We start from the raw sequence: 25,963 nt of genomic DNA, 5'->3' as shown, positions 1-25,963 counted from the left end.
CCTCCTTTTTTCTCTTGACAACTACTATAATTTATAGTAGTATATGCCACATGATTCTTTTACTATAAACTATAGTAATATAAATTACATCTATTGTCAACAGAGGGGAGTATTTCATATGAATGAACAAAAGAAGAAAATGGAGTTATTGGGGAGCGCACCCGTGCCAAAGGCTTTGCTGGCCATGGGGCTGCCAACCATGATCGGAATGCTTATCAACGCACTATATAATCTGGCAGACACTTACTTTGTGGGCGGGTTGGGTACCGATCAAATGGGAGCGGTCACGGTAGCCTTTCCCCTTGGGCAGGTTATCGTCGGTCTGGGCCTGTTATTTGGAAACGGCGCTGCCGCTTATCTTTCAAGGCTCCTTGGATGCGGAGATAAAGAGACTGCAGGCAAAGTAGCCAGCACCGCCCTGTACAGCAGTATCCTCGTCGGCGCACTCGTCATCGTCTGCTCGATTATTTTTCTAAAGCCAATTTTACGACAGATCGGCGCAATGGAAAGCGTTATGCCCTATGCGACTGTCTATGCCAGCATCTATATTACCTTTTCGATTTTCAACATATTCAACGTTGCCATGAATAACATCGTTTCCAGCGAAGGTGCCGCTAAAACAGCCATGTCTGCATTAGCAGCAGGTGCGGTACTAAACGTGATATTAGATCCCATCTTTATCTACACATTACACCTTGGCGTTGCGGGTGCCGCTATCGCAACCGCTATATCACAAGTCGTTTCCACACTGGTCTACTTCGCTTATATTTTACAAAAGAAAAGTGTTTTCAGCTTTCGCATGAAAGAGTGCTGTTTTTCTAAAAGCATCATGTCTGAGATTTTAAAAATTGGGATTCCCACACTGCTGTTCCAGCTTTTAACCAGCCTGTCTATCAGTATGATCAACGATGCAGCAAAAGAGTTCGGCGGTTCCGCCCTAGCTGCCATGGGACCAGTGACAAAGATCCTGTCCATGGGAACTCTGATCGTCTTTGGATTTTTAAAAGGTTTTCAGCCCATTGCCGGATTCAGCTATGGTGCCAAAAAGTTTGATCGCTTGCAAGAGGCAATCAGGACCTCTATTTTATGGTCTACTTTATTTTGTCTGATTTTCGGACTCGCAGCTGTCGTATTCTCTCAGCAGATCATCTCCCTGTTTACAAAAGGAGATCTGGAGATGATTAAGATCGGCGCGACTGCTCTGCGGGCAAACGGTCTCTCTTTCATTCTCTTTGGATTTTACACAGTATATTCCTTCTTGTTTCTCGTCATGGGAAAGGCAAAAGAGGGCTGTATCCTCGGTGCTTTACGGCAGGGCATCTGTTTTGTACCAGTCATTCTAATCATTCCCACCTATTGGGGACTGCATGGAATTCTCTATGCGCAGCCCATCGCTGACGTACTCGCAGCTGTCATCACTGTTTTCATGGCTGTACATCTTCACAAGGAATTGGCTGCAGCAAAGGCAAATACACTGCATAAAGAGCAAGCTCTCCGTTGCACTATGCCGCATATAAAATAAGGGCAAGGTTTTACCCGTCAATTGGACTTTTTTTCTCAATAGTAAGCAACATTAAGACTTAGCGAGACACGAACGCACTAAAAAGGAGTTATTCAACCGAACTGGTATGAATAACTCCTTTCAATTAGATTCTCTTAAAAACCTGGTTAGTCTTCTTTCATTACAGCGCCTTTGCTGGACGGTGCAACCATCTTGGAGTATCTGTATAGCCATCCGCTCTTCACGTTTGGCTCACGAGGTACGTAAGTCTTGCGTCTTTCGTCAAATTCTTCATCAGAAACCTTGGCATTGATCTTTGCTCCAGGAATATCGATTTCGATGATATCCCCCTCCTGGATCAGACCGATGTTTCCGCCGCTGGCTGCTTCTGGGCAAACGTGTCCGATAGAAGCTCCACGGCTGGCGCCGCTGAAACGTCCATCTGTGATCAGGGCGACGGTCTTGTCAAGCTGCATCCCTGCCAGTGCGCTGGTCGGATTGAGCATCTCTCTCATGCCTGGACCACCCTTTGGACCTTCGTAACGAATGACTACAACGTCTCCATCCACAATCTTGCCTTTGTAGATGGCATCGATGGCATCCTCTTCGCAGTCAAAGACTCTGGCAGGACCTGCGTGAGTGAGCATTTCCGGTGCAACAGCGCTTCTCTTTACAACGCAGCCCTCTTGAGCGATGTTCCCCCACATGATAGCAAGACCGCCTGTCTCACTGTAAGGTGCATCTACGCTCTTGATTGCATTGTCATCCTTGATATACTTACCTTCGATATTTTCTCCCACTGTTCTGCCGTTGGCAGTCATCAGTGAAGTATCAATCAGTCCTTTTTTGTTCAGTTCCGCAATGACTGCCTGCACGCCGCCGGCGATGTTCAGATCATGCATATGTGTACCGCCTGCCGGTGCCAGATGACACAGGTTCGGTGTTTTTGCGCTCATTTCGTTGAACAACTCGAGATTTAATTCTACACCTGCTTCGTGAGCGATAGCTAACAAGTGGAGTACACTGTTTGACGAACAGCCGAGAGCCATGTCACAGGCAAGAGCATTTCGAATAGATTTCTCATTGATAATATCTCTCGCTTTGATATCCTTTTCAATCAAGCCCATGATCGCCATACCTGCATGCTTTGCCAGCATGATTCTGCCGCTATGTACTGCTGGAATTGTTCCGTTACCTGGAAGTGCAATACCAATTGCTTCACAGAGGCAGTTCATGCTGTTCGCGGTATACATTCCTGAACAAGAACCGCAGCCAGGGCAGGTGTTTTGCTCAAATTCTTCCAGTCCCGCATCATCAATCATGTCTGCCTTGCGAGCGCCAACTGCTTCAAACATCTTTGAGAGTGAAGTTTCAACGCCGTCTACAAGTCCGCTCATCATCGGTCCGCCAGAGCATACAACTGTCGGGATGTTCAGTCTCACTGCTCCCATAACCATGCCTGGTACGATTTTGTCGCAGTTAGGAACGAGAACCAGTCCATCAAATTGATGAGCCATGGCCATGGTCTCCACACTGTCCGCAATCAATTCTCTGCTTGCCAGGGAATATTTCATGCCGATATGTCCCATTGCGATGCCATCACATACCCCGATAGCTGGAACCATGATTGGTGTTCCGCCTGCCATTCTAACACCAGCCTTGACGGCTTCGGTAATCTTATCCAGGTTGATATGACCCGGCACGATTTCACTATGTGCTGACACGACTCCGATCAGCGGTCTTTCTAATTCTTCCTTTGTGTAACCCATAGCATAAAAAAGGCTACGCATCGGAGCCTTTTCTATACCTTTGGTTACGTTATCACTTCGTTTTGACATAATAACATAAACCTCTTCTTATAACATAGGGAATATTGCTTTGCAATATACTATTTCTTTAACCAGCTCATCATCTCTCTCAGTTCCTGACCAACCTTACAGAGCAGATGTGATGCTTCTTTCTTTCTAGTAGCCAAGAATCTTGCTTTTCCGCCTGCATTGAATTCCTGAACGAATTCGCTGGCAAATGTTCCATCCTGGATTTCTTCCAGAACCTTCTTCATTTCTTTTCTGGTGTCTTCTGTGATGATTCTCTTTCCAGTTCTGTAATCACCGTATTCAGCAGTGTTGGAGATGGAATATCTCATCTTGTCGAAACCGCCTGTGTTGATCAGGTCTACGATCAGCTTCATCTCGTGGATACATTCAAAATATGCCATCTCTGGTTCATATCCTGCTTCTACCAATGTATCAAAACCAGCTTTCATCAGTTCTGTTACACCGCCGCAGAGAACTGCCTGTTCACCGAATAAATCTGTTTCTGTTTCTTCTTTGAACGTTGTCTCTAAGATTCCTGCTCTGCCAGCTCCGATACCAGATGCATATGCCAAGGCATAATCCTTTGCTTTGCCAGATGCATCCTGATATACTGCGATCAGTGAAGGAACGCCTTTGCCTTCTACATACTGGCTTCTTACTGTGTGTCCAGGTCCCTTAGGAGCAACCATGATAACGTCGATGTCCTTCTGTGGCTGAATCTGCTGGTAGTGGATATTAAATCCGTGAGCAAACATCAGTACGTTGCCTTCCTTCATGTGCTTCTCGACCTGTTCTTTGTAGATCTTAGCCTGCAGTTCATCTGGAGTCAGCATCATTACCAGATCACCAGCTTCTGCCGCTTCTTCGATGCCTACAACTTTCAGCCCAGCTGCTTCAGCCTTTGCAACATGTGCAGAACCTGCTCTGAGACCAACTACGACGTTGACGCCGCTTTCATGCAGGTTCATGGCATGGGCATGACCCTGGCTTCCAAACCCAATAATTGCAACGGTTTTACCGTCCAATAATCCTAAATTACAATCCTGATCATAATACTTCTTAATCATTTTTATCAATCTCCTTTTTATAAATAATCGTTTTTATTTTTTACTACTTTACTTTCAATTCCTGTGATACCTGTTCTGCATACCTCTGAAATGTCATAGTCCTTGATGACATCCATAAATCCGTCAATTTTCTCTGGAGTCCCTGTCAGTTCGATAATCATGCTGTCTGTAGATAAGTCTACAATTTTGCCTCTGTAGACATCGACAATATCCTTGATTGTCGACAATTCCTCTGGGGTAGCATTGACTTTCAGCAGCAACAGTTCTCTATAGAGGCTGTTCTCTCTGTTTAATATGTAGATGCTTTTTACGACTTCCAGCTTCTCTGTCTGAGTGATAATCTGCTGCATTGACTGCTCTGTCGCGCTGAATACGATGGTAATCCTCGAAAGTGCAGGATCATTGGTAGCCGATACAGTCAGAGAATCGATATTAAAACCTCTTCTTCCGAAGAGACTGACTACTCTCGTCAGAACATTTGCCTGATTCAGAACAAGAACGCTGACGATTTCTTTCTTAAGTGGTTTATACATGTTTAGCGTCCTCCTTCCCTAATCGATAATCATATCTTCGACGGTCTTTCCTCCCGGAATCATCGGCAGTACCCGCTCTTCTCTCGAAATCAGACAGTCGATCCAAACAGGACCTTCCGACTGCAGCGCTTTTTCCATGGCCGCCGTGAATTCCTCACAGGTCTCCGCTCTATAACCTTTTGCGCCAAAGGCTTCTGCCAACTTGACAAAGTCGGTCTTTCTTTCTGGCGTCGTATTAGAATACCTGTTTTCATAGAATATGGTCTGCCACTGGTAAACCATTCCCAAAACCTTGTTGTTCATGATAATTGTAATAATCGGCAGATTCTCACTGACCGCCGTACAGGCTTCGTTCAAGTTCATATGGAAAGAACCGTCACCAGTGATGTGGATGACTCTGTCCTTTGGACATCCCATCTGTGCGCCAATTGCCGCGCCATATCCGAATCCCATGGTTCCCAGGCCTCCGCTGGTGATGAACTTCTTCGCTTTGTTATGTTTGAGATACTGTGCCGCCCACATCTGGTGTTGTCCAACGTCAGTTACATAAATCGTATCCTCATCGGTCATATCGCAGATAGTAGAAAGAATCTCCTGCGGATGAAGCTTGCATTCTGGTGATTTGACAATCCGTTCTTTCTTCTTCCATCCCACAACACGTTCATGCCATTCTGTATGGTTCTGCTCCTCAATATATGGCAGCGCCCTGGTGATAAACTCTTTGATATCACCGACACAGCACTTGTCAACCATGACGTTCTTGTTGATTTCGCTGCGGTCGATGTCAATCTGTACGATCTTCGCCCGCTTAGCAAATTTGTCCGGATTCAGGGCAACTCTGTCACTGAATCTGGCGCCAAAGGCAACGACCAAATCAGCCTGGTCGATGGCTCGGTTAGCAGCCACGCTGCCGTGCATTCCGATCAAGCCCAGATTGAGATCACTGTCGTATCCCACGACACCTGCGGCCATCAAAGTATAGGTCGCCGGAATGTCCGCCTTCTCCAATAATGCAGTCAATTCTTTGCAGGCATCTGACGCCACCACGCCGCCTCCTATGTATGCTACCGGCTTTTCTGCCGCATTAATCAATTTGACAATTGCTGCAATATCGTCCCGTTCCATCACCGGACGCGGTTTCAGTTCTAACGGTGTTTTTGATGTATATTCAATGCTCGCGGCAGTTACGTCCTTGGTAATGTCCACGAGGACAGGACCCTTTCTCCCGCTATTTGCAATCTTGAATGCCTCTCTCAGAGCAGGCTCAAGATCTTCGATTCTATTTACAAAGTAATTGTGCTTTGTAATAGGCAGTGTGACTCCCGTAATACAAATTTCTTGGAATGTATCACGACCGATCAGGGAGTCAGGCACGTTGGCCGTAATAGCGACCATCGGAATGCTGTCCATAAATGCCGTCGCAATACCTGTTACCAGATTGGTCGCACCCGGACCGCTGGTAGAAAATACCACACCGGTCTTACCCGTAGCCCTGGCGTATCCGTCGGCAGCATGTGCAGCACCCTGTTCATGCGCAGTGAGAACATGCTTAATCCTATCGCTGTATTTATATAATTCGTCATAGATATTCAGAGCTGTTCCGCCTGGATATCCAAAGACAGTGTCAACGCCATGATCAAGCAATACTTCTGCCACTACTTGTGATCCTGTCATTTTCATACTCTCTCTCCTTTTTTCTAGCATTAAACGGGCTAACGCAGTAGCCCATATATCTATTATAGTCTTTGCACTATAAAAGTCAACTCTTTTTGTTATTTGTTCACAAAAAAATGCACCAATAATTAAGATTGAGCACAAATTTAGGTTGACATAGGGCGCTTCTTCATTTATATTATTATCATAGCATAAATTTTAAAAGTTGCAATGACGGGAATAAATTATAAGCAAAGGTTTTTCAGAGAGCGTCCGGTTGGTGGAAGGCCGCAGACCTTTTATAATGTCTCACCCCCGAGCGACAAAAACGAGAGGGCATATAATTTAGATTATGTCAAAAAGAGTGGTACCGCGGAAGCAGTCAATAAGAATTGCATTTCGTCTCTTTAGTGATTTTGAGAAAATCGCCGAAGAGACGATTTTCTTGTTACTCAAATTGAATGATCAATATTATATGAAATGCGGAGGTTATTACAATGAAAAATTACGACAAGTATAGGGTGGGCTATTTTAATCCCCCTATGGCCGAAATGGAATGGCCAAACAAGGATCACATCGAAAAAGCGCCCAGATGGTGCAGCGTAGATTTACGTGACGGCAATCAGGCTCTGATTGTACCCATGAGTTTAGAAGAAAAACTGGAGTTTTTTCAATTTCTGGTTTTCATCGGATTCAAAGAAATCGAAGTCGGCTTTCCTGCAGCATCAGAAACAGAATACGAATTCTTAAGGCGCTTGATTGAAGACGATATGATTCCTGACGACGTAACCGTACAGGTTCTGACACAGTCAAGAAAACACATCATAGATAAAACATTTGAAGCGCTGAAAGGCGCGAAGCGTGCCGTCGTACATCTGTATAATTCCACTTCTTTCGCTCAGAGGCAGCAGGTATTCAGAGCTTCCGAAGAGGAAATTATTCAGATTGCAAAAGATGGCGCTATATTAATGAAGGAATATGCGGAGAAATTTCCTGAAACGCAGTTCCAGTTCGAATACTCGCCAGAAAGTTTCACTGGTACTGAAATGGAATTTGCAAAAGATATCTGCAACGAAGTAATAGATATCTGGCAGCCAACGCCAGACAACAAAGTCATCATCAATCTGCCGGCCACTGTTGAGATGTCCATGCCCCATGTCTTCGCTAATCAAATCGAATACATGTGTAAACATCTCCATCGCAGGGAAAATGTCGTTGTTTCCCTCCATCCCCACAACGACAGAGGCACCGGCGTAGCTGACGCGGAATTAGGTCTTTTGGCAGGCGGAGACAGAATCGAAGGAACACTCTTCGGAAATGGCGAAAGAACCGGAAACGTAGATATCGTGACTTTGGCAATGAATATGTTCACCCACGGTGTCGATCCAGAGCTGGACTTTACCAATATGCCGCAAGCCGTTGAAATTTACGAGAAGTATACCGGCATGAAGGTAAACCCTCGTCAGCCTTATGCTGGGGATCTGGTGTTCGCCGCATTTTCTGGTTCTCACCAGGATGCCATCGCCAAAGGTATGAAGTGGAGAGAAGAAATGGATCCATCCAGATGGACCGTGCCATACCTGCCGATCGACCCTCATGATGTGGGCCGAGAATATGAAGGTGACGTCATCAGAATTAACAGCCAGTCTGGCAAGGGCGGTATCGCATACATCATTGAACGTGATTACGGATATGTAATTCCAAAAGCTATGAGAGCAGAAGTGGGCTACATGATGAAAGATATTTCTGACAAACGTCACGAAGAGCTTTCCCCTTCCGAAATCTTCACAGCGTTTGAAGCAGAATATATCAACGATTTTGCTCCAATCGATATTACAGAAGCCATGTTCAGTCACTTCTCATCGACGAAATCAGAAGAAGACAACAGCGTAGGCGTAAGAATGAGAGTGGTCATCGACGGAGAGTCTTTCAATCTGGAAGCTGAAGGAAACGGACGTCTTGACGCAGTAAGTAACGCACTCAAAAAGACACAATATCACTTTGATTATAAGTTCATCACCTATTCAGAGCACGCTATCGGATCTGATTCCAACTCCAAGGCCGCTGCCTATGTTTGCATCGCCGATAAAGCTGGAAATCAGTACTGGGGTATCGGAACCCACGCCGACATCATCCTGGCGTCCGTCAATGCCCTGGTCAGCGCCCTGAACAGAATGAATAAGAAAATACATTTTGTAAAGTAGAGGTAAAAATTATGGGAATGACAATGACACAAAAAATTCTGGCGGCTCACGCCGGCCTTGATAAGGTAGTCCCCGGTCAGTTAATCACTGCCAAAGTAGACATGCTTCTTGCCAACGACATCTCCGGCTCCGTATCTGTCAACGTATTTGATGATGCCGGCTTTGAAAAAGTCTTTGACAAGAGCAAGATTGCACTGGTCATGGACCACTTTACACCGAACAAAGATATTAAAAGCGCAGAGCAGTGCGTCACTTGCAGAACCTTTGCAAAGAGATTTGATATTGATCACTACTATGATGTAGGAACCATGGGTATTGAGCACGCCCTTCTGCCAGAAAAAGGATTGGTAGCAGCAGGCGAAATCATCGTAGGCGCTGACTCTCACACCTGTACCTACGGCGCTTTAGGAGCATTCTCCACTGGAGTAGGTTCCACTGATCTGGCTGCCTCAATGGCTACGGGACAGACTTGGTTCAAAGTTCCTAGTGCTCTGAAATTTCATCTTACAGGAGAACTGCCGGAAAACGTCAGCGGTAAAGACGTCATCCTGCACATTATCGGCATGATCGGCGTGGACGGCGCGCTTTACAAATCCATGGAGTTTACTGGACCAGGCGTCGCCTCCCTGTCCATCGACGACAGATTTACAATCTGCAACATGGCCATAGAAGCAGGCGGCAAAAACGGCATCTTCCCTGTGGATCAGATAACCAAGGATTACATGAAAGGCCGTGTCGATAGAGAGTACACTGTCTACGAGGCTGACGCTGACGCTGAATACGATCAGGTTTACAATATCGATCTCAGTGCCCTCAAACCGACTGTCGCCTTCCCTCATCTGCCTGGTAACAGCAGAACTATTGACGAGGTCGGCGATGTGCCTATTCAGCAATCTGTCATCGGTTCCTGCACCAACGGACGTCTTTCTGACATGAGAATTGCCGCAGAAATTCTCGAAGGGAAACGGGTTCATCCCGATGTAAGATGCATTATCGTCCCTGCAACCCAGCAGATTTATAAGGAATGCATCAAGCTGGGCTACTTGGAAACCTTTATTGACGCAGGCTGTGTGGTCTCCACACCTACTTGCGGTCCTTGCATGGGTGGCCACATGGGCATCTTGGCTGAAGGAGAACGCTGTGTTTCAACTACCAACAGAAATTTCGTCGGCAGAATGGGACACACGAAATCCGAAATATATTTAGCAAGCCCTGCCGTAGCCGCCGCTTCTGCAATTGCGGGAAAAATTGTGGCACCTGAAAGGAGAGTTTAAATATCATGGATGCAAAAGGAACAGTACATAAATACGGTAATAACGTGGATACAGACGTTATCATTCCGGCAAGATATCTCAATATTCATGACCCTGAAGAATTGGCCAGCCACTGCATGGAGGATATCGACGCTGACTTTGTAAACAAAGTGAAGGTTGGTGATATCGTCGTTGCCGGCGAAAACTTCGGCTGCGGTTCCTCCAGGGAACATGCGCCTGCCACCCTAAAAACCTGTGGTGTCAGCTGTGTCATCGCCACCACATTTGCAAGAATTTTCTATAGAAACGCGATCAATATCGGTCTGCCGATTCTGGAATGTAGCGAGGCCAGCCAGAAAATTGAAGACGGTGATACAGTCGAAATTGATTTCAATACAGGTATCATCAGCAACATCACCAAAAATGAAACCTACCAAGCCCTGCCTTTCCCTGATTTTATCAAGGACATGATCGCAAAAGGCGGCCTGCTGAACAGTATCAAATAGACATTGGCAAACGCCTGACACAAAAAGACGTAATCATGCGCTGGATTTTTGCGTCAGGCAAGGCGTGGGTTGCAGCGAGGAACGGAGCGTACTCAGAGTACGTGAGTACCGAACTGTAGCACACAACACAGCCTGACACAAAAAGACAAGCAAATGGAGGAAGATATGAATTATTACATAGCCGTAGTTCAAGGCGACGGCATCGGTCCTGAAGTGGTGACCGAAGCCATCAAAGTGCTTGACAAAATCGGCGAAAAATACGGACACACTTTTCACTATAACCGAGTCCTGGCAGGAGGCGCGGCCATCGACGCTACGGGTAAATGTCTGCCAGAAGATACAGTAGATATCTGCAAAAGCAGTGATGCAGTTCTGCTCGGTGCTGTCGGCGGTCCCAAATGGGATAACCTGCCTGGCGACGAAAGGCCAGAGAGAGCGCTTCTCGGTCTCAGAAAGGCCTTGGGGCTCTTCGCCAACCTGCGGCCCGCCATGGTCTTTGACGAGCTGGCTGACGCTTCTCCACTGAAACCGGAAATTATCGACGGTGGATTGGACATCGTTGTCGTCAGGGAGTTAACCGGCGGTATCTACTTCGGCGAAAAAGGTACGAAGATGACCGATATGGGAGCTGCTGCTTACGATGTCGAGCAATACTCTGAAGAAGAGGTCAGAAGGATTGCGGAAGTCGCCTTTGACATGGCCATGAAGAGAAATAAGAAAGTGACCAGCGTAGATAAGGCCAATGTTTTGGAAAGTTCAAGACTTTGGCGAAGAGTTGTTGCGGAAGTTGCGAAAAACTACCCCGAAGTAGAACTAGAAAATTTCTACGTGGACAATGCCGCCATGCAGCTTGTGCGCAGCCCTAAACAGTTTGATGTCCTAGTGACCAGTAACATTTTCGGCGACATCTTGTCCGACGAGGCCAGTCAGATTACAGGCTCTATCGGCATGCTGCCATCCGCCAGTCTGGCTACTGGCAACTTCGGTATGTACGAGCCGGTTCACGGCTCCGCTCCGGATATTGCCGGACAGAACCTGGCTAACCCAATTGCTACAATCCTGTCCGTTGCTATGATGCTGCGGTATACCTTCGAGTTATCTCAAGAGGCAGATGATATCGAAGATGCCGTCAAAAAATTCTTAGCTGCAGGTTATCGGACACCGGACATCTGCGCAGGAAAAGAATCTATCGGTACAAAAGAAACTGGCGATAAAATCGCTTCAATGATTTAAAGAAAACAACCTTATAAAAAAACGGACAGAGGGTCGTGGCAATTTTGCCACGACCCTCTGTCCGTTTTAATAAGAGAACGAAATTATCGGGTTATTCCATAATTACTGCAAAGCAGGTAAATCAGATATATATTCTTTGATCAGCCTGACCGCCTCTTTTAAATCCTCCATAGAACAACAATAAGAGATTCTGATATAATCTGTCCATTGTTTTCCAAAAGACTCTCCCGAAGCCGTTGCGACGCCTTTCTTATTCAAAAGCCCCAGACAGAAATCTGCCCCGCTCTGTCCCGTTTTGCTAACATCGATGAATACGTAGAATGCCCCTTGCGGTGTGTAGAAAGATAATTCATCAATCTGACTGAGTTCTCCGATGATGTATTCCCTTCTTCTCTTGTATTCAGCGACCATTTCCTTTGTCTCCTGCAGTTCCTCTGTATATGCGGCGATTGCGCCTTGCTGCGCAAAAGATGTCGGACAGATCGCCAGATGTTCGTGGACGTTCTGCATGGTCTCTATGAACTCTGCTGGAGCAAGTACATAACCCACTCTCCAGCCGTCCATGGAGAACGTTTTCGATGTTGAATTGACTACGAATGTGCGTCCTTTCATGCCTGGCAGCGTCGCGATGCTCTTAAACTCACTATTGAAAACAAAGTGATCGTAACATTCGTCAGAAATTACTAAGAGATTATGCTTGATAGCGAAATCTGCAACAGCCTGCATTTCTTCATCACTCATCACATATCCGGTCGGGTTATTCGGTGAATTGATCATCAATACCTTTGTTTTATCTGTAATTCTCGCTTCAAATTCTGTCATATCGTACTTGATCACCCCCTCCTTTAGGACGGGCACTTCTATATACTTCGCATCTGCTGAAGCAACCTGATATACGTAAGAACCATAGTAAGGACTTGGGATCATGACCTCTTCATCGTTATCTAAAAATGCACTCCATACCAGATGGATGGCTTCACTGGCTCCAACCGTAATCAGGCACTCCGTTTTCGCATCATAATCCAAGCCATATCTTCTCTTTGACCAGGCGGTGATGGCTTCCTTCAGTTCATGAATTCCTCCAGGAGGCGCATAGTGAACTACGCCGTCCCCAATGGCTTTTATGCCCGCCTCTTTAATGACGCGCGGCGTATCAAAGTCAGGTTTGCCTATCTCCATATGTATAATCTTTTTTCCCGCCCTTTCTAGTTCGGAAGAGATTCCGAATATGGCGAAGAGTCCTTTATCGCCTGAGAAAACCTCCATCTTGGAGCTTAAATATTTGTTCATCATTACCTCCATTCAATCCGTGCTCATCCAACCAACAAGAAGAGATAGTGAGCGGCAACACCTGCGCACAATCCTGCTACAGTGTGTGAAATCAGTGCAGAAGGAATCAGCTCTCTTCTGCCAAGGGCATCCATCATGGAAACGTGGGTGCTCAGATATCCTGACCAGCACATACCCATTGCAGTAAATACTGCAATTTCATTCGCTCCTACAAGGCCGTTTGTAACCATCTGCGGAATCATGCCGATGGCTGCACCTACAGCCCCCAAAGAAGTAATGGGAACCACGATATTGCTGCCGTCCTGGAACCCGAAGAGCACTTTTGTCACTGGAGAAATCAAATCCCCCAGCTTAGGAAGGATTTCAATGCCCTCATAGGCTGCTCCAGTATATGCAGCAACTCCGTCCTCGCCTGTTCCCGGACCAAAGGTCAGAATCATGACGAGTGTACAGATACAGATAACACCTGGCGTCGTCGCAAAACATATCTGCCATCCCAGTTTTCCGCCTTCCAGAAGGCAGTCCATCACTCTGCTGAAAAGACCTTTTTTCTTTGCCTCTCCTGTCTGCGCCTTCTCTTTCTCCTGTTCCGCAGAAGAAGCCAGTTCCTCCATCTCCAGCATTTCCTCCCAAACGCCCTTTTTAACATAATACCGTTTCGTGAAGAACTGCATCAATCTGGTAGAAATGATACTTCCCACGACACAGCCTCCCAGTCCTGCACCAACGGCCGGGATAAACTCGGTGCCAAGTCCCAGCATAAAGGTGCAGACGATCATGCCCATTCCAAAAGCAGTACCCAGGTTACACAGAGCCGGCGTCTGATATTTTTTGAAATATTTACGTGTCTTCGCGTCCTGCGACAAAGCCAGTATTGCCGGATTATCCGAAAGGAAGGTGGTTACGATGCCCAAAGACGCAGCGCCGGGCATATTATATAACGGTTTCATAATTGGATTGATCAGCCACTGGGCCAGTCCTACGACGCCAAACTCCGTCAGCAGTGCCGATATGGCACCCATGATAACACAGATTGCACAGATGTAAAGCACGGTTTCAATCAGTACGCTGTACGCTGTGTTCAGCAGGGTTTTAAACATGGGGCCTATGCCCATGACGGAAGCCATATAAGCGATGGCGCCAATCAATATGATCAGGAAGATAAAAGTTCCTACGCCAAACTCTTTCTCACGTTTCTCAGGTATTCTGCCTGTATTCTTTTCCATAATTTCCTCCGTAATTGTCATAAATATTGACTATTATTTGAATGCGATATCCCACGGCTGCATGGCTCCGCCTTCGTCAGCTGGTCTGCAATTCTCCGCATAGATTGCAAGCAGTCCCGTCTTGACCTTTGCCTCAGGGCAGACCCAGTTCTTTCTCCGCTCTGCGATGACCTCTTCAGGCACGTCAAGGTTAATCGTTCCTTTGACAGTGTCTACTGTAATGATATCGCCCTCTTCAATCAAAGCGATCAGACCGCCTTTTGCCGCTTCTGGAGTCACATGCCCAACGATTGCACCGTAATTGAATCCAGAGAATCTTGCGTCAGAAATGAGGCCGACGCTCTTATCGAGTCCCTTTGCGAGAAGGGCGTCAGTAGACGACATGAGTTCTGTCATACCTGGTGCGCCAACGCATCCTTCGTATCTGATGACGATAACATCTCCCGGTTTGATTTCACCACGTTCAATGGCATCCCAGGATTCCATATCACTGCTGAAGACTCTGGCCGTTCCAGAGAACTGTTTCATTTCCTTCGGTACGCCGGTCGGGCGAACGATAGACCCTGTCGGAGACAGATTGCCTTTGAGAATTTTCAGCCCCGGTTCCTCAAAGAGAGGATTATCGAGGGTTCTGATGATATCTGAACTCTGCACCTCGATTTTTTCAAGGATATCCTTCCAAGTGCGGCCATCCATCGTCGGCACGTCAGTATGTAATTCTTTTTCAATCATCTTCAGCACCGCCAGCGGACCGCCTGCATAGTGAAAGTCCACCACCGTATAAGGACCACTTGGAATGACGCCGGTAATACAAGGAATTCGGCCTGCATATTCGTCAAAGTCATCCAAGGTGATTTTGACGCCCAATTCGTTGGCAATGGCAATGAGATGCAGTACGATATTGGTCGATGCAGCGGTAGCCATGGCAAAAGCGATTGCATTCTGAAAAGTCTTTTTGGTCAGCAGATCGGACGGCTTGCGGTCTGCAATAGTCATCTCCACGATTCTTCTTCCCGCTTCTCTGCATTTTCTCAATTTCAAGTTGTCGATGGATGGAATCGTTCCTGTTCCCGGCAATACCAGATTGAGGACTTCCCCAGTCATCTGCATGGTGTTGGCGGTACCCATGGAAGGACAAGCGCCGAAGGATGGACATACGCACTCTTCCATTTCTCCCAGCTCTTCTTCACTTTCCGCACTGAGAGCCGCAACGTCAAGCTGTGCCTGTACCATCTTTTCGCCCTTGTAAATGCCAGCTGTCATAGAACCGCCGGTTACGCACAGTGCCGGTAAATCCAGTCTCGCCATTGCCAGATAACATCCCGCTATGATATTGTCGCAGGAAGCCACAGTTACCAGTCCGTCAAAGTTGTGAACCTTTGCCACGAATTCGATGGAGGCAGCCACGATGTCCCTCGCCGCCTGTTCGTATTTCAGTTCCGGGGCACCGTTTGCCACGTTGCCGCAAGTAGCAGGTACGCCAAACTCCACAGGGATTCCTCCCGCTTCCCAGATACCCTGCTTGATTTTTTCTGTCAACGTGCGCAGATGGGCTGTTCCAGGCGAACCTTCCATAAAGGTATTCGCCACACCGATATGCGGTTTTGTTCTGATATCTGCGTCGCAGTATCCCGCTCCCTTCATCATCGTACGTCTGTGCACCGCCTTTTTTCCGTTCCAATAGCTTCTGCTCTTATCCATTTTGAATCTCCTCTCATTTACATGCCGCTTCTCCTGCGGCTATTTAATATAATCTGAAGAAATAACGATTTTCTCACTTTTTGCTTTGCTCTTCACCTGAGAAATAAAGACATCCGGCTCTATTTCTTCAACAGAGACAGAAATACTGTCCGGTTTCCATAAAGCTGTATCGACTAAGCACTGCTGTAAACTGTGACAGGCGGCCTCGATGTCTTCTCCCTTTCTCCCCGGATACAGGGATAAACTGATATGTGGCATGTATACCTCCCCCGCCTCTGTCAGTTCCACTGACTGCCGACATCTTCGGCAACGGCTTTTTCATAGATTGCTTTTGCAGTAATCAAATCCTGCATTCCAATTCCAACAGTTTCAAAGACGATGATCTCATCATCACTTTCACGGCCCTTCCGCTTTCCTGCCAGTACATCACCGATTTCCCCGGTAATATCTTGTTCTTTGATAATTCCCACAGACAGAGGTTTCAAGATGTCTCCCGATTCCTCCAGTACCGCTGATTTGGAATCTAAAAAAATCTTGCTGGCACGGGGAAGGATGGCCGGATCCATTTCCTGCATATCAGGCTGGTAGGCGCCTACACAGCTAATTGTGATGCCCTTCTTGCACTTCGACGCATCAAAGACAGGCTCTTTGGAAGGTGTCACGGTAATCAGCAGATCAGCGTCTTCAACTGCCTCATCAGCAGAGTCCGCAGCGACAATCTTCGTCTCATAGTCTGCCAGCTTTTCATTCATCTCTTTTACAAAAGCTGTGGTCCGTTCTTTGGAAATATCGTGAACTCTGACCACATCCAAGTCTCTCACGGAAACCATGGCTGCGAGCTGCGTCTCCGCTTGACCGCCTGTTCCGATCAAGGCGCCGATACGGGCATCTTGTCTGCCCAATACGTCAAAGCATACACCGGAAGCAGCTCCTGTTCTAAGCTGCGTCACATAAGTGCCGTCTAAAATAGATAGGATTTCACCTGATCCGGCATCTATCAAGACCACCTGTGCAAAACTGGTGGGCCTGTCTTTGCTGATGTTCTGCGGATAGATGTTGATAATTTTCAGGGACGCATATCCTGTTTCTTCCGCATAGGTCGGCATAAACAGTAGATTTCCCCCGTATTTTTCAGCAGGTATCTTCGTCCTAAGCGGGTTTTCCGTCTTACCTTGTGAATAGAGCAAAAATGCTTCCTTGACAGATTCTACAGCATCCTGCATCGAAAAGACTTTGACGATGTCCTCTTTATTTAATAATCTCATCACTGGAGTTCCTTCCTTTTCTTTGGTTTAACCTAACGCGAATCCATACTTTACAGGATCGTCAGGATCAATCATAAATTGGCTGTAACCTGTGATATAGGCACTGCCAGTTATCTCTGGGATGATCGCCGGATACTCTCCTACTCTTGTTTCTCTGATCACCCTTCCTGTGAACTTCGTCTTCAATACGCTTTCATATGCAAAGTCCTGGTTCAGACCCAATTCTCCTTTTGCATATAGAGCGGCCATTTTGGCGCAGGTTCCTGTCCCACAAGGGGATCTGTCGATTTGATTGTCGAATATGGTGATGTTCTGCATGTCTGCTCCCTGCGATTTTGCTGGTCCATAAATTTCACAGAGGTCAATGGTGTTGATATCGGGCAGATCCGGATGCTGCACCTTGATCTGCTGATTGGCTGCTCTGATAATGGACATCCCGATTTCTACAAACTTCGATCCATTTTCCGGACAGATTTCCAGGTTCAGCTGTTCGTGGTTTACGATGGCAAAAAAACTTCCGCCAAAGGCGATGTCCATTTTCAACTCACCGCAGCCGGGAACGTTGACAGACACGTCTTTCTTATACAAGAACGCCGGTACGTTCTCAAATGAAACTTGCTCTGCCCTCCCATTCTTCACTTTAGCTCTTATGGTTACTAATCCGGCGGGAGCCTCCTGGCGGATTACGGTTTCAGGTTCTCTTGCCTCGACGATGCCTGTTTCGATTGCAATTGTCGATGTGGCAATGGTTCCATGACCGCACATATTGTGATAACCCTGGCCATGCATAAAAATGACGCCATAATCAGCCTCCGGAAGAGCCGATGTAGTTATAATGGAGCCGAACATGTCCTTATGTCCTCTAGGTTCCAACATGATGGACTTTCGTAAGTAATCGTAATGTTCTCTGAAATACTCCTTTTTCTCCATCGTCGTGTTTCCATCGAGTTTCGGTATACCTCCGACTACACATCTGAGCGGTTCACCCATGGTGTGGGATTCCACTGTAAACAGGGTTTTTTCTGATTTCATTTCACTCTCCTCCAACGTCTTCGTTTTTTGAATTGTTTGTTTATTTATTAACAGAATACCCTATCAAGTGTTCATCGTCTATTCGCACTAGCTACAAGGATTTCTTCTCTTTTTCTGCATGATTCTATACAAAGCTCTCCCCATTTATTGTGCATTCTGCACAATCGGCATTTGAAGCAAATAAAAACACAGCGCATTTTATCGCTGTGTTTTTGGTGATTTCTTATAGATGGACCTTATACTAACATTTATTCAAACGGAAAGAGATCGCAGATCATAAATGCGTTGATAAAATCTCTCCTCGTATGAAAATCTTCGATATCAAAATCAGTAATGGACTTTATCCGTTCCAGCCTGTACTGCAGCGTATTTCGATGGATAAACAGCTTCTTTGACGTCTGCATCATGTTCCCGTCCTGTATCAAGTATTCGCGCAGGGTGTCCATTAGTTGAGACGAACTGTCCTTATCCGCTTCATTTAATTTCTTTAAAAATCTGTCCCTAAAAACGCGTAGTTTCGCCTTATCTTCCACATAAAACAGCATTTGATAGCTGCCGATATCTCCAAAACCCAAGGAAGATGTCTGGAAGACTTTTTTTCTCAAGAGATTTCCCGTAAAATATGCTTCGTTTAAGCCCTCCAATATATCATAGCTCTCTACTGTATTGCTGAAAGAAAGACAGATGTCACAGTCTGGATATACCGAATTGACGTTGTCATTGATATTTTTTAGGGATTCTGCAATCATCTGCAGTTCTGCTTCTTGATCGGCATAAATCAGATAATCTATAGAATCCAGATTCACCTTATATATCGTACTCAAACCTAACTGCTCAAAAAGGACTGTGATGTATTTCTGTAAAGACCTTGAAAGTCTGAGCAGCATATCTGCCCGGTCAATGGTGTGTTTGTTCAGCTGCATATCAGTATTGCCAATGTTAAAGACAGCCAGTCTGAAATACGAATCCGGTGAAATGCCGGTTCCGTAAAACAAGTTGTCTATCTCCTTTTTGCTCATGGATGCTGCGTTAAGCAGCTTGTCCAGCAGGGATACGTTCTTAGTCTTCAGATAGCGGTTTTCCATGATGAAGTCGGATACGTCGTGAGTGACGTCGACAAAGCTGATCACGCCACGGACAAAGAAAAGCGGCAGTTCCTTTTCGTCCGCCTTTTTCATCACACTGGCAGGCATTTCCTTAAAGTTGATTCCGCCTTCTATGAGAACGCCAGAGCAATTGTTTGCGGAAGCCTCTTCGACAAGCCTCAGCAGTTCTGCCTCATCAATGCCGTATTCATATCCTGAAACCAATATGAATTCTCCTCCGTGAACCCATTCAGTAATCGTCTTGGTATGCTTTGCATACACCCAGGATACCCTTCGGTCAAGGCCCTTTCTGCCAGCCTTCAATTTTATATTATGAAAAATATCAAGTTCCATAAGCTGTCTGCAGGTAACCATAATGACCTCCTTAAGTCGTTTTTCGGTCTTCTTTCCCTCTGAATTCTATTAAATCTGAAAGCCCGTGTTCTTCTATCTGTTGGAGCAGAATGTCTAACTGATCGGCTTTTTCTGCCAATTCGGCATAAGTCTTCATGGATAACACCACTGCTGTCGGTCGGTTATTCTTCAGCACGATATATTCCGAATCGTTATTCTGTATATCGTCAAAAATCCCTGCAGTTTTCCCTTTGCTGAAATCAGAAATAGAAACCAGGCTTTGGGCAACCTTCAGGGTATCACCTTGTATGAAATCTCTATATTTCATCTACCCACCTCATTCGCTTCTTATTTAGCTTTAGTGTAACCCAATCAGACAGGCTCGTCAATAAATTTACCAATAAATTTTTATGAAAATATATATAACTTTTTTTATATCATCTTTACAGTGCACAAAACCCTTACAAAAAAATTGTCAATCGGAAGAACTTTCACTTCCCATCGCCATGGTCAATCATCTTGCTTGCATAAAAGCCAATTTTTCGTCAAAAGATACCTTAAGAAATATTAAGAAAAAACTCCAGATGAATCTATTGATTTTTACTTTTTTTTTGCTATTATTATATAGGTAATCTTTATTTATGTATTTGAAAGGGAATGGGAGAAATGAGAGCGAACACGCAAACGAAAAGAACACATGGGAAAAAATATCTGATCTTTATCTTAGTCTTACTGATATTGGTAAGTCTATTTTTTATAAATTTTATGAGAAAGAATAGTTCTGCGGACTACAGTTCCAAGACCATTAATGCAAATCTATCGGCGATTTCCACCTTTGATTATTCCAAGGTAACTACAGTAGAATCAAAGATCAAGAAGCTGGAAACTACAGAAGCCAGAGGCACTTTTGATGTCACAAAGAGACTGACAAAAGCGCAGTACAGAAGAATCTTCAGCACCAGTGCCATTCTGGGCGATTCAATCACAGAAGGGCTGGTAGACTACGGTTATCTGGGCAGCGACCAGGTTTTCTGCAAAATCGGAGCGTCGATCATCTCGGGAGATGATTTATTCTCATCGGCAGCAAACACATATCCTAAATTCGCATTTATGTCCTTCGGCATGAACGACATGGGGAACTACTCGGGAAACGCAGATTCTTTCATCGAAAAATACTCTGAATTGATCAAAGCGTTTAAAAAAGTCTCTCCTGATACGAGAATCTTAATCAATGGAATCACTCCACCGTCAAAAGAAGCCATCGCTAAGAATTCAATCTTGTCAAATTACAAAAAATTCAACAATGAATTGAAAAAGATGTGCAAGGACTTAAAATTGACTTATATTGACAATAGTTATATCATTGAAGATCATCCAAACTATTATGCAGGAGATGGAATTCATGTCGTATCTGAATTCTACCCTCTCTGGATGAATAACATGATACTGAAAGCGGGGTTATGATGACAAAGAAAATAGTTTTCGTCGTTGTTTTGGTCGGATTCCTTGCAATGGTTTACGCCAATGGAAATGCAAAGGATCTGCCGATGGAGGATATAGAGAATCAACTAATAGAAAAAACAAATATAGAGAAAATGGCCAAGTGTGACAACCGCAATCTGATGCAGTTTTTCGGTCTTGACTATGAACAATACGAATCCCATATTTTCTATAAAGGAAAAGAGGCTCTCAGTGTAGAAGAAGTGTTAATCGTTAAAGCACACAGCAAAGAGGATCTGTCATCTGTAAAAGATGCTGTGGATGCGAGAATTTCTTCCCAGATCAAAACATTTGAAGGATACGGGCCGGAACAAGTAGCTATGTTGAAAAATGCCATTGTGACCACAAAAGGCAATTATCTGTTCTACTGTGTCAGCAAAAATCCAGAGAAGTATGAGGAGGTGTTCAAAGATGCTATTTAGCAGCATTGTGTTCCTCTTTTACTTTTTGCCTATCGTGCTGCTCGCTTATTTCGTAGTACCGAAAAAAGCGAAGAACATCGTGCTTCTCATCGCCAGCATCTTTTTCTACAGCTGGGGTGAACCGGTTTATGTATTCTTAATGATCTTCAGCGCCATCTTTAACTATTTTATGGCCATCGATATTGGAAGAGCAAAAGTTCATCAGAAGTCTGGCAAATCGACCCTTGTTTTCACGGTGATCGTCAATCTGTTTGTCCTTTCCTTTTTCAAATATTATGGATTCCTGATGGATACTGTCAACGGAATTCTCGGCACTGATATCAAGTACACTGCCTTAGCGCTGCCAATCGGTATTTCCTTTTATACCTTCCAAGCGCTCTCCTACATCTTTGATGTTTACAGAGGAAATGTGAAAGTACAGGTAAACCCTTTGAAGTTTACCCTCTATCTTGCTCTTTTCCCTCAGCTCATCGCCGGACCGATTGTAAAATACAAGGATATTGCTGAGCAGCTGGATGAAAGACATGTAACACTGGAAAAGTTCGGTGATGGAACAATGAGATTTCTCCTCGGGCTTGGCAAAAAGGTCATTCTTGCCAACAACCTGGGAGCGATTTATACCCAGATTATGGCGGTATCAGACAGCCAGGTCTCCGTACTCACCTACTGGATCGGCATCATCGCTTACACCTTACAAATATACTTTGATTTCAGCGGATATTCCGATATGGCTATCGGCTTAGGAAAGATGTTCGGTTTTGAATTTATGGAGAATTTTAATTATCCTTATATTTCCAAGACCATCACAGAATTCTGGCGCAGATGGCATATGTCTCTCTCCACCTGGTTTAGAGAGTACGTTTACATTCCCTTGGGCGGCAACCGCGTTTCCATGCACAGGCACATCATCAATCTCTTAATCGTATGGTCCCTGACCGGACTATGGCATGGAGCCAGCTGGAATTTTGTCGTATGGGGTCTGTATTATGGTCTTCTCTTGATTTTAGAGAAGTACCTGATTGGAAAATATATCGAAAAAGCACCGGCCTGGGCACAGCATCTCTATGCCATGATCATCGTTATGATCGGTTGGGTCTTTTTCAGCAGCGTAGATCTGACAGCCGCCATAGACTATCTCAAGATCTTATTCTGCATGGGGGGCGTTCCATTGGCCAACACCTACACCCTCTATCTACTGCGCACAAATCTGCTTCTGCTGGCCATCGGATGCATTGCCGCATCGCCAGAGCCGATGAAACAGTTCAACATCCTATGCAAAAAAAGTGCAGTTATTGCAATCATCATGATACTACTGGTACTGGTATTGGCGACGGCTTATCTGATTTTCAGCAGCTACAATCCATTCCTGTATTTCAGGTTCTAAGGGGAGGAGGAATTACAAATGAACAAAAAAGCGATGTCATCAATTCTTGGGCTATGTTTCATCATACTCCTTGCAACGATTTTTATCGTCAACCTCTTTACACCTGATAAAGGCTTCTCTGAAGAAGAAAATCGGGTATTGCAGGAGAAACCAGAATTCTCTCTCTCTAATTATATGGAGGGGCGTTATGAAAGCAAACTGGAGACTTATGTAAACGATCAGTTTCTTCTGCGAAATGCTTTTATCAAAGTCAAGGCGACCGCCGACGTTACCGCAGGAAAGCTGGAATCCAACGGAGTTTATCGGTGTAAAGACAATTATCTGATGGAAGAACTGACGGTTCCCAGTGAAAAAACAATGCAGAACACTCTTGCCAGTTTGAAACAGTTCAAAAGACATTACAAGAAACTGGACGCCTTTTTTCTTCTAGCTCCTAATGCGGGTAACATTTTAGAAGATAAACTGCCCAATTTCACTAAATTAAATGATCAAAATCAATATATGGATCAATTTTTTAAAGAAATTAAGAGTTACGGTTACACACCTATCGATGTAAGGAACGCTTTTAAGAAGGCGAGTGAAGACACACAGCTGTATTATAGAACAGACCATCACTGGACCACTGACGGCGCTTATCTGGCCTATCAGCAGGCAGCTAAAAAAATCAAATTGACAGACAATGTGACTTACAAACCGTATGTTGTCAAAAACGATTTCCGCGGTACATTGGCCTCTAAGAGCGGTTTTGTCAACGGTGTCAACGACGCAATCAAAATCTACATGCCGTACAAGGATAAAGATTACAATAACTCAGTTATCTACTACACTGACACCAAGACTAAGACGACGGAGTTTTACCAATTGGATAATCTCGATACCAAGGATGCTTACACCGTCTTCGGCGGCAGTAATCACCCGATGTATACCATCAAGACGCCGACAAAGTCATCTGAGAAACTGCTCTTGGTCAAAGACTCCTATGCCAACAGTTTTATTCCCTTCTTAGCACAGGGGTACAGAGAAATCGTCGTCGTAGACCCGAGATATTTCTTCGATAACATCGACGACATCATCAAAGCAGAAGGCATCACGCAGGTGATGTTCCTCTACAACGCTAACACGTTCTTCAACGATAATTCGTTAGAAATGATGCTCAACTCATAACATTCTGCCCAAAGAGCCGGTGGCGATTTGTCTGGCAGAATTTATGCTGGCGTTCCCCAGCCTATGGCTGGTTTGGAACGCGTCGTATGGCATTCTGCCCAAAGAGCCGGTGGCGATTTGTCTGGCAACACTTCGCTCCTCCAGGAACTGCGTTCCCTGCGCTGTCCGTTTTGCCTAGCCAAGCAAGCTTGGGGCAAAAAGGCAGAATTTATGCTGGCGTTTCCCAGCCTTATGACATACACATGCAAAACGCACACCTCATTTCATGAAGTGTGCGTTTTGTTTATAATTTCTCATACAGGCAATCGATGACGCCATTCTTTGCCACGTTCTTTACCAGATGCAGCTTGATTTCTTTGTTATTATCGCCGAACAATCTCTCGCCGCCGCCTAGAATAACAGGATGAATCGTCAAATGATACTCGTCCACCATATTCTCCCTGATGACCTGGTTGGCGACATCAGAACCGCCGCAGATCCAGATATCCTTTCCGTCTTTCTGTAGCAGCTCCTGCAAGAAAGTGCTCATTCTGGAATCCACAAACTTAATGTTTTCTGTGTCCTCTTCTGGCAAATGGGTGATGACATAAGTGGTCATATCCCCGTAAGGCCAGTTGGCAGCGCCCTCCTTGTCCATGATTTTTTTATAAGTATTCTTGCCCATCACAACAGTGTCAACGATAGACAAAAAACCACTCTTGCCATAGTCTCCCTGATAGAATTCACTTTCGCCGTTTCGCCAGTTGGTACCGCCGTCTTTATCCGTAATATATCCATCAAGGCTCACTGCCATGTACAAAATTACTTTCCGTTTCATATTGATTCCTCCGTTTTATTTATACTGTGTAGTATTTTACACCATAAATAAATTCTCGTCAATACGAATTTTTATGCAAAATTCATTTTACTGTTCTTTCAGCAGCTTCTACCAGATGTTTCATCAAAAGGGTGGTGGTTACGCTGCCCACGCCGCCAGGAACTGGCGTAAGGGCAGATACGATATCGCTGACAGGCTCAAAATCCACGTCTCCGCACATTTTTCCCTCTTCATTGAAGTTGATACCTACATCGATAATTACTTGTCCAGAGCTGACCATATCTGCCGTCAAGGTCCCTGCATGACCTGCAGCAGCGATAATGATGTCCGCACTTTTGCAGATTGCTCTCATGTCCTCTGGCGGCGTCTTTGTGTGACAGATGGTGATCGTAGCATTTTCTTTGAGAAGCATCATCGCTACAGGCCTTCCAATGACCATGCTCCTGCCAATGACCACAATTTTTTTCCCTTTTATTTCAATTCGATAGTGTTTGAGGATTTCGATACAGGCTTCTGCGGTACAAGGCGAAAATCCTTCCTCCTGTCCAAGAAAGAGGCGGGCAAGGGAAGCGTCAGAAATACAGTCCAGGTCTTTTTCCGGGCAGAGTGTATTTCTCACCGCGTCTGCGTCGATGGATTTAGGCAGAGGCTGTAAAAGCAGGATACCATGTATTTTTTCATCGTTGTTAATCGCTTTGATAACTTCAATCAGATCCTCCTGCGCAATATCGGCCGGACAGATAAATTTTTCCGGCTGGAGCCCCAGGGTCTTCGCCTTTTTGACTGCTCCGTTTTCATAAGCGATGTCACTTGGGTTCTCGCCTACTCTGACAATGGCGAGAGTCGGCACAATGCCTTTCTCGTACAACGCCGGTGTCCGCTTCAAAATCCCCTGATTGATCGCATCAGCTGCATCTTTTCCTTTTAATAATTTTTCCATAGTGTTCCTTTCTAGT

Annotated in this window: 23 protein-coding genes; 9 read left to right on the top strand and 14 right to left on the bottom strand. The window is 45.3% G+C overall.

All coding sequences use genetic code 11. The features are described 5' to 3' along the window. Positions 1-118 precede the first annotated feature (118 nt). Entirely contained in the window at positions 119-1,522 is a 1,404-nt protein-coding gene (locus ACMQ5W_RS15420; RefSeq protein ID WP_419025943.1) for an MATE family efflux transporter, read from the top strand. 146 nt (positions 1,523-1,668) lie between these two features. Here the strand turns inward: ACMQ5W_RS15420 and ilvD (ACMQ5W_RS15415) are convergent, their stop codons facing one another. Genes ilvD (ACMQ5W_RS15415) through ilvB form a run of 4 tightly spaced genes read right to left on the bottom strand, consistent with a single transcriptional unit; the run spans position 1,669 to position 6,598 of the window. After that, the gene (ilvD, locus tag ACMQ5W_RS15415; protein ID WP_419025942.1) at positions 1,669-3,339 is read right to left on the bottom strand and encodes a dihydroxy-acid dehydratase; all 1,671 of its coding nucleotides are present in this window, start codon (positions 3,337-3,339) and stop codon (positions 1,669-1,671) included. A gap of 50 nt (positions 3,340-3,389) precedes the next feature. Beyond that, on the bottom strand, positions 3,390-4,385 hold the full coding sequence (gene ilvC / locus ACMQ5W_RS15410) for a ketol-acid reductoisomerase (RefSeq protein ID WP_148493885.1): 996 nt from the start codon (positions 4,383-4,385) through the stop codon (positions 3,390-3,392). A gap of 17 nt (positions 4,386-4,402) precedes the next feature. Continuing rightward, positions 4,403-4,918, bottom strand: a complete 516-nt coding sequence (gene ilvN / locus ACMQ5W_RS15405) for an acetolactate synthase small subunit (RefSeq protein ID WP_148493886.1) — start codon at positions 4,916-4,918, stop codon at positions 4,403-4,405. 18 nt (positions 4,919-4,936) lie between these two features. Then, entirely contained in the window at positions 4,937-6,598 is a 1,662-nt protein-coding gene (gene ilvB, locus ACMQ5W_RS15400; RefSeq protein WP_148493887.1) for a biosynthetic-type acetolactate synthase large subunit, read from the bottom strand. A gap of 470 nt (positions 6,599-7,068) precedes the next feature. Between ilvB and ACMQ5W_RS15395 the strand changes: the two genes are divergently transcribed. The 4 genes from ACMQ5W_RS15395 (at position 7,069) to leuB (ending at position 11,767) form a co-directional block, all read left to right on the top strand. Continuing rightward, on the top strand, positions 7,069-8,775 hold the full coding sequence (locus tag ACMQ5W_RS15395) for a 2-isopropylmalate synthase (RefSeq protein WP_419025941.1): 1,707 nt from the start codon (positions 7,069-7,071) through the stop codon (positions 8,773-8,775). Between the two features lie 11 nt (positions 8,776-8,786). Further along, positions 8,787-10,049 (top strand): 3-isopropylmalate dehydratase large subunit, encoded by a 1,263-nt coding sequence (gene leuC, locus ACMQ5W_RS15390; RefSeq protein ID WP_419025940.1) that lies wholly within the window; start codon positions 8,787-8,789, stop codon positions 10,047-10,049. A 5-nt stretch (positions 10,050-10,054) separates the two neighbouring features. Further along, complete coding sequence (gene leuD, locus ACMQ5W_RS15385) at positions 10,055-10,534, top strand: 3-isopropylmalate dehydratase small subunit (RefSeq protein WP_419025939.1); 480 nt, start codon at positions 10,055-10,057, stop codon at positions 10,532-10,534. Between the two features lie 165 nt (positions 10,535-10,699). Beyond that, entirely contained in the window at positions 10,700-11,767 is a 1,068-nt protein-coding gene (leuB, locus tag ACMQ5W_RS15380; protein WP_419025938.1) for a 3-isopropylmalate dehydrogenase, read from the top strand. 102 nt (positions 11,768-11,869) lie between these two features. Here leuB and ACMQ5W_RS15375 read toward each other — a convergent pair whose 3' ends face one another. The 8 genes from ACMQ5W_RS15375 to ACMQ5W_RS15340 all read right to left on the bottom strand — a co-directional run bounded on the left by ACMQ5W_RS15375 (position 11,870) and on the right by ACMQ5W_RS15340 (position 20,048). After that, positions 11,870-13,057, bottom strand: coding sequence for a pyridoxal phosphate-dependent aminotransferase (locus ACMQ5W_RS15375; RefSeq protein WP_419025937.1), 1,188 nt, complete (start codon positions 13,055-13,057; stop codon positions 11,870-11,872). 23 nt (positions 13,058-13,080) lie between these two features. Then, on the bottom strand, positions 13,081-14,283 hold the full coding sequence (locus tag ACMQ5W_RS15370) for a hypothetical protein (RefSeq protein ID WP_419025936.1): 1,203 nt from the start codon (positions 14,281-14,283) through the stop codon (positions 13,081-13,083). A gap of 33 nt (positions 14,284-14,316) precedes the next feature. Further along, positions 14,317-15,984, bottom strand: a complete 1,668-nt coding sequence (ilvD, locus tag ACMQ5W_RS15365; RefSeq protein WP_419025935.1) for a dihydroxy-acid dehydratase — start codon at positions 15,982-15,984, stop codon at positions 14,317-14,319. Positions 15,985-16,023: 39 nt separating this feature from the next. Further along, a complete protein-coding gene (locus tag ACMQ5W_RS15360) occupies positions 16,024-16,242 on the bottom strand; it encodes a hypothetical protein (protein ID WP_419025934.1) in 219 nt (72 codons plus the stop codon). Between the two features lie 20 nt (positions 16,243-16,262). Then, complete coding sequence (locus ACMQ5W_RS15355; RefSeq protein ID WP_419026478.1) at positions 16,263-17,249, bottom strand: ornithine cyclodeaminase family protein; 987 nt, start codon at positions 17,247-17,249, stop codon at positions 16,263-16,265. Between the two features lie 27 nt (positions 17,250-17,276). Then, the gene (locus ACMQ5W_RS15350; protein WP_419025933.1) at positions 17,277-18,281 is read right to left on the bottom strand and encodes a proline racemase family protein; all 1,005 of its coding nucleotides are present in this window, start codon (positions 18,279-18,281) and stop codon (positions 17,277-17,279) included. A 248-nt stretch (positions 18,282-18,529) separates the two neighbouring features. Further along, positions 18,530-19,741, bottom strand: coding sequence for a PucR family transcriptional regulator (locus ACMQ5W_RS15345; protein WP_419025932.1), 1,212 nt, complete (start codon positions 19,739-19,741; stop codon positions 18,530-18,532). A 10-nt stretch (positions 19,742-19,751) separates the two neighbouring features. Continuing rightward, positions 19,752-20,048: a type II toxin-antitoxin system prevent-host-death family antitoxin gene (locus ACMQ5W_RS15340; protein WP_419025931.1), complete on the bottom strand. Its 297-nt coding sequence runs from the start codon at positions 20,046-20,048 to the stop codon at positions 19,752-19,754. Positions 20,049-20,485: 437 nt separating this feature from the next. Here ACMQ5W_RS15340 and ACMQ5W_RS15335 point away from each other — a divergent pair, with 437 nt between their 5' ends. Genes ACMQ5W_RS15335 through ACMQ5W_RS15320 form a run of 4 tightly spaced genes read left to right on the top strand, consistent with a single transcriptional unit; the run spans position 20,486 to position 24,190 of the window. Next, entirely contained in the window at positions 20,486-21,184 is a 699-nt protein-coding gene (locus ACMQ5W_RS15335) for a GDSL-type esterase/lipase family protein (protein WP_419025930.1), read from the top strand. Beyond that, positions 21,181-21,642, top strand: coding sequence for a DUF4358 domain-containing protein (locus ACMQ5W_RS15330; RefSeq protein WP_148493893.1), 462 nt, complete (start codon positions 21,181-21,183; stop codon positions 21,640-21,642). Before ACMQ5W_RS15335 ends, ACMQ5W_RS15330 begins: the two co-directional genes overlap by 4 nt. Continuing rightward, entirely contained in the window at positions 21,632-23,026 is a 1,395-nt protein-coding gene (locus tag ACMQ5W_RS15325; protein ID WP_419025929.1) for an MBOAT family O-acyltransferase, read from the top strand. Before ACMQ5W_RS15330 ends, ACMQ5W_RS15325 begins: the two co-directional genes overlap by 11 nt. Before the next feature lie 18 nt (positions 23,027-23,044). After that, positions 23,045-24,190 carry a DHHW family protein gene (locus ACMQ5W_RS15320; RefSeq protein ID WP_419025928.1) on the top strand — a complete coding sequence of 382 codons (1,146 nt, stop codon included), beginning with the start codon at positions 23,045-23,047 and terminating at the stop codon, positions 24,188-24,190. Between the two features lie 283 nt (positions 24,191-24,473). Here ACMQ5W_RS15320 and ACMQ5W_RS15315 read toward each other — a convergent pair whose 3' ends face one another. Both ACMQ5W_RS15315 and ACMQ5W_RS15310 read right to left on the bottom strand, forming a co-directional pair. Beyond that, a complete protein-coding gene (locus ACMQ5W_RS15315; protein WP_419025927.1) occupies positions 24,474-25,007 on the bottom strand; it encodes a dihydrofolate reductase family protein in 534 nt (177 codons plus the stop codon). An 82-nt stretch (positions 25,008-25,089) separates the two neighbouring features. After that, positions 25,090-25,947 carry a bifunctional 5,10-methylenetetrahydrofolate dehydrogenase/5,10-methenyltetrahydrofolate cyclohydrolase gene (locus ACMQ5W_RS15310; RefSeq protein WP_419025926.1) on the bottom strand — a complete coding sequence of 286 codons (858 nt, stop codon included), beginning with the start codon at positions 25,945-25,947 and terminating at the stop codon, positions 25,090-25,092. Positions 25,948-25,963: the final 16 nt, after the last annotated feature.

The sequence above is a fragment of the Emergencia sp. genome (assembly GCF_048465375.1).
In the GTDB taxonomy this organism is placed as follows: Bacteria; Bacillota; Clostridia; order Peptostreptococcales; family Anaerovoracaceae; genus Senimuribacter.
This window is presented reverse-complemented; position numbering and strand designations above follow the sequence as displayed.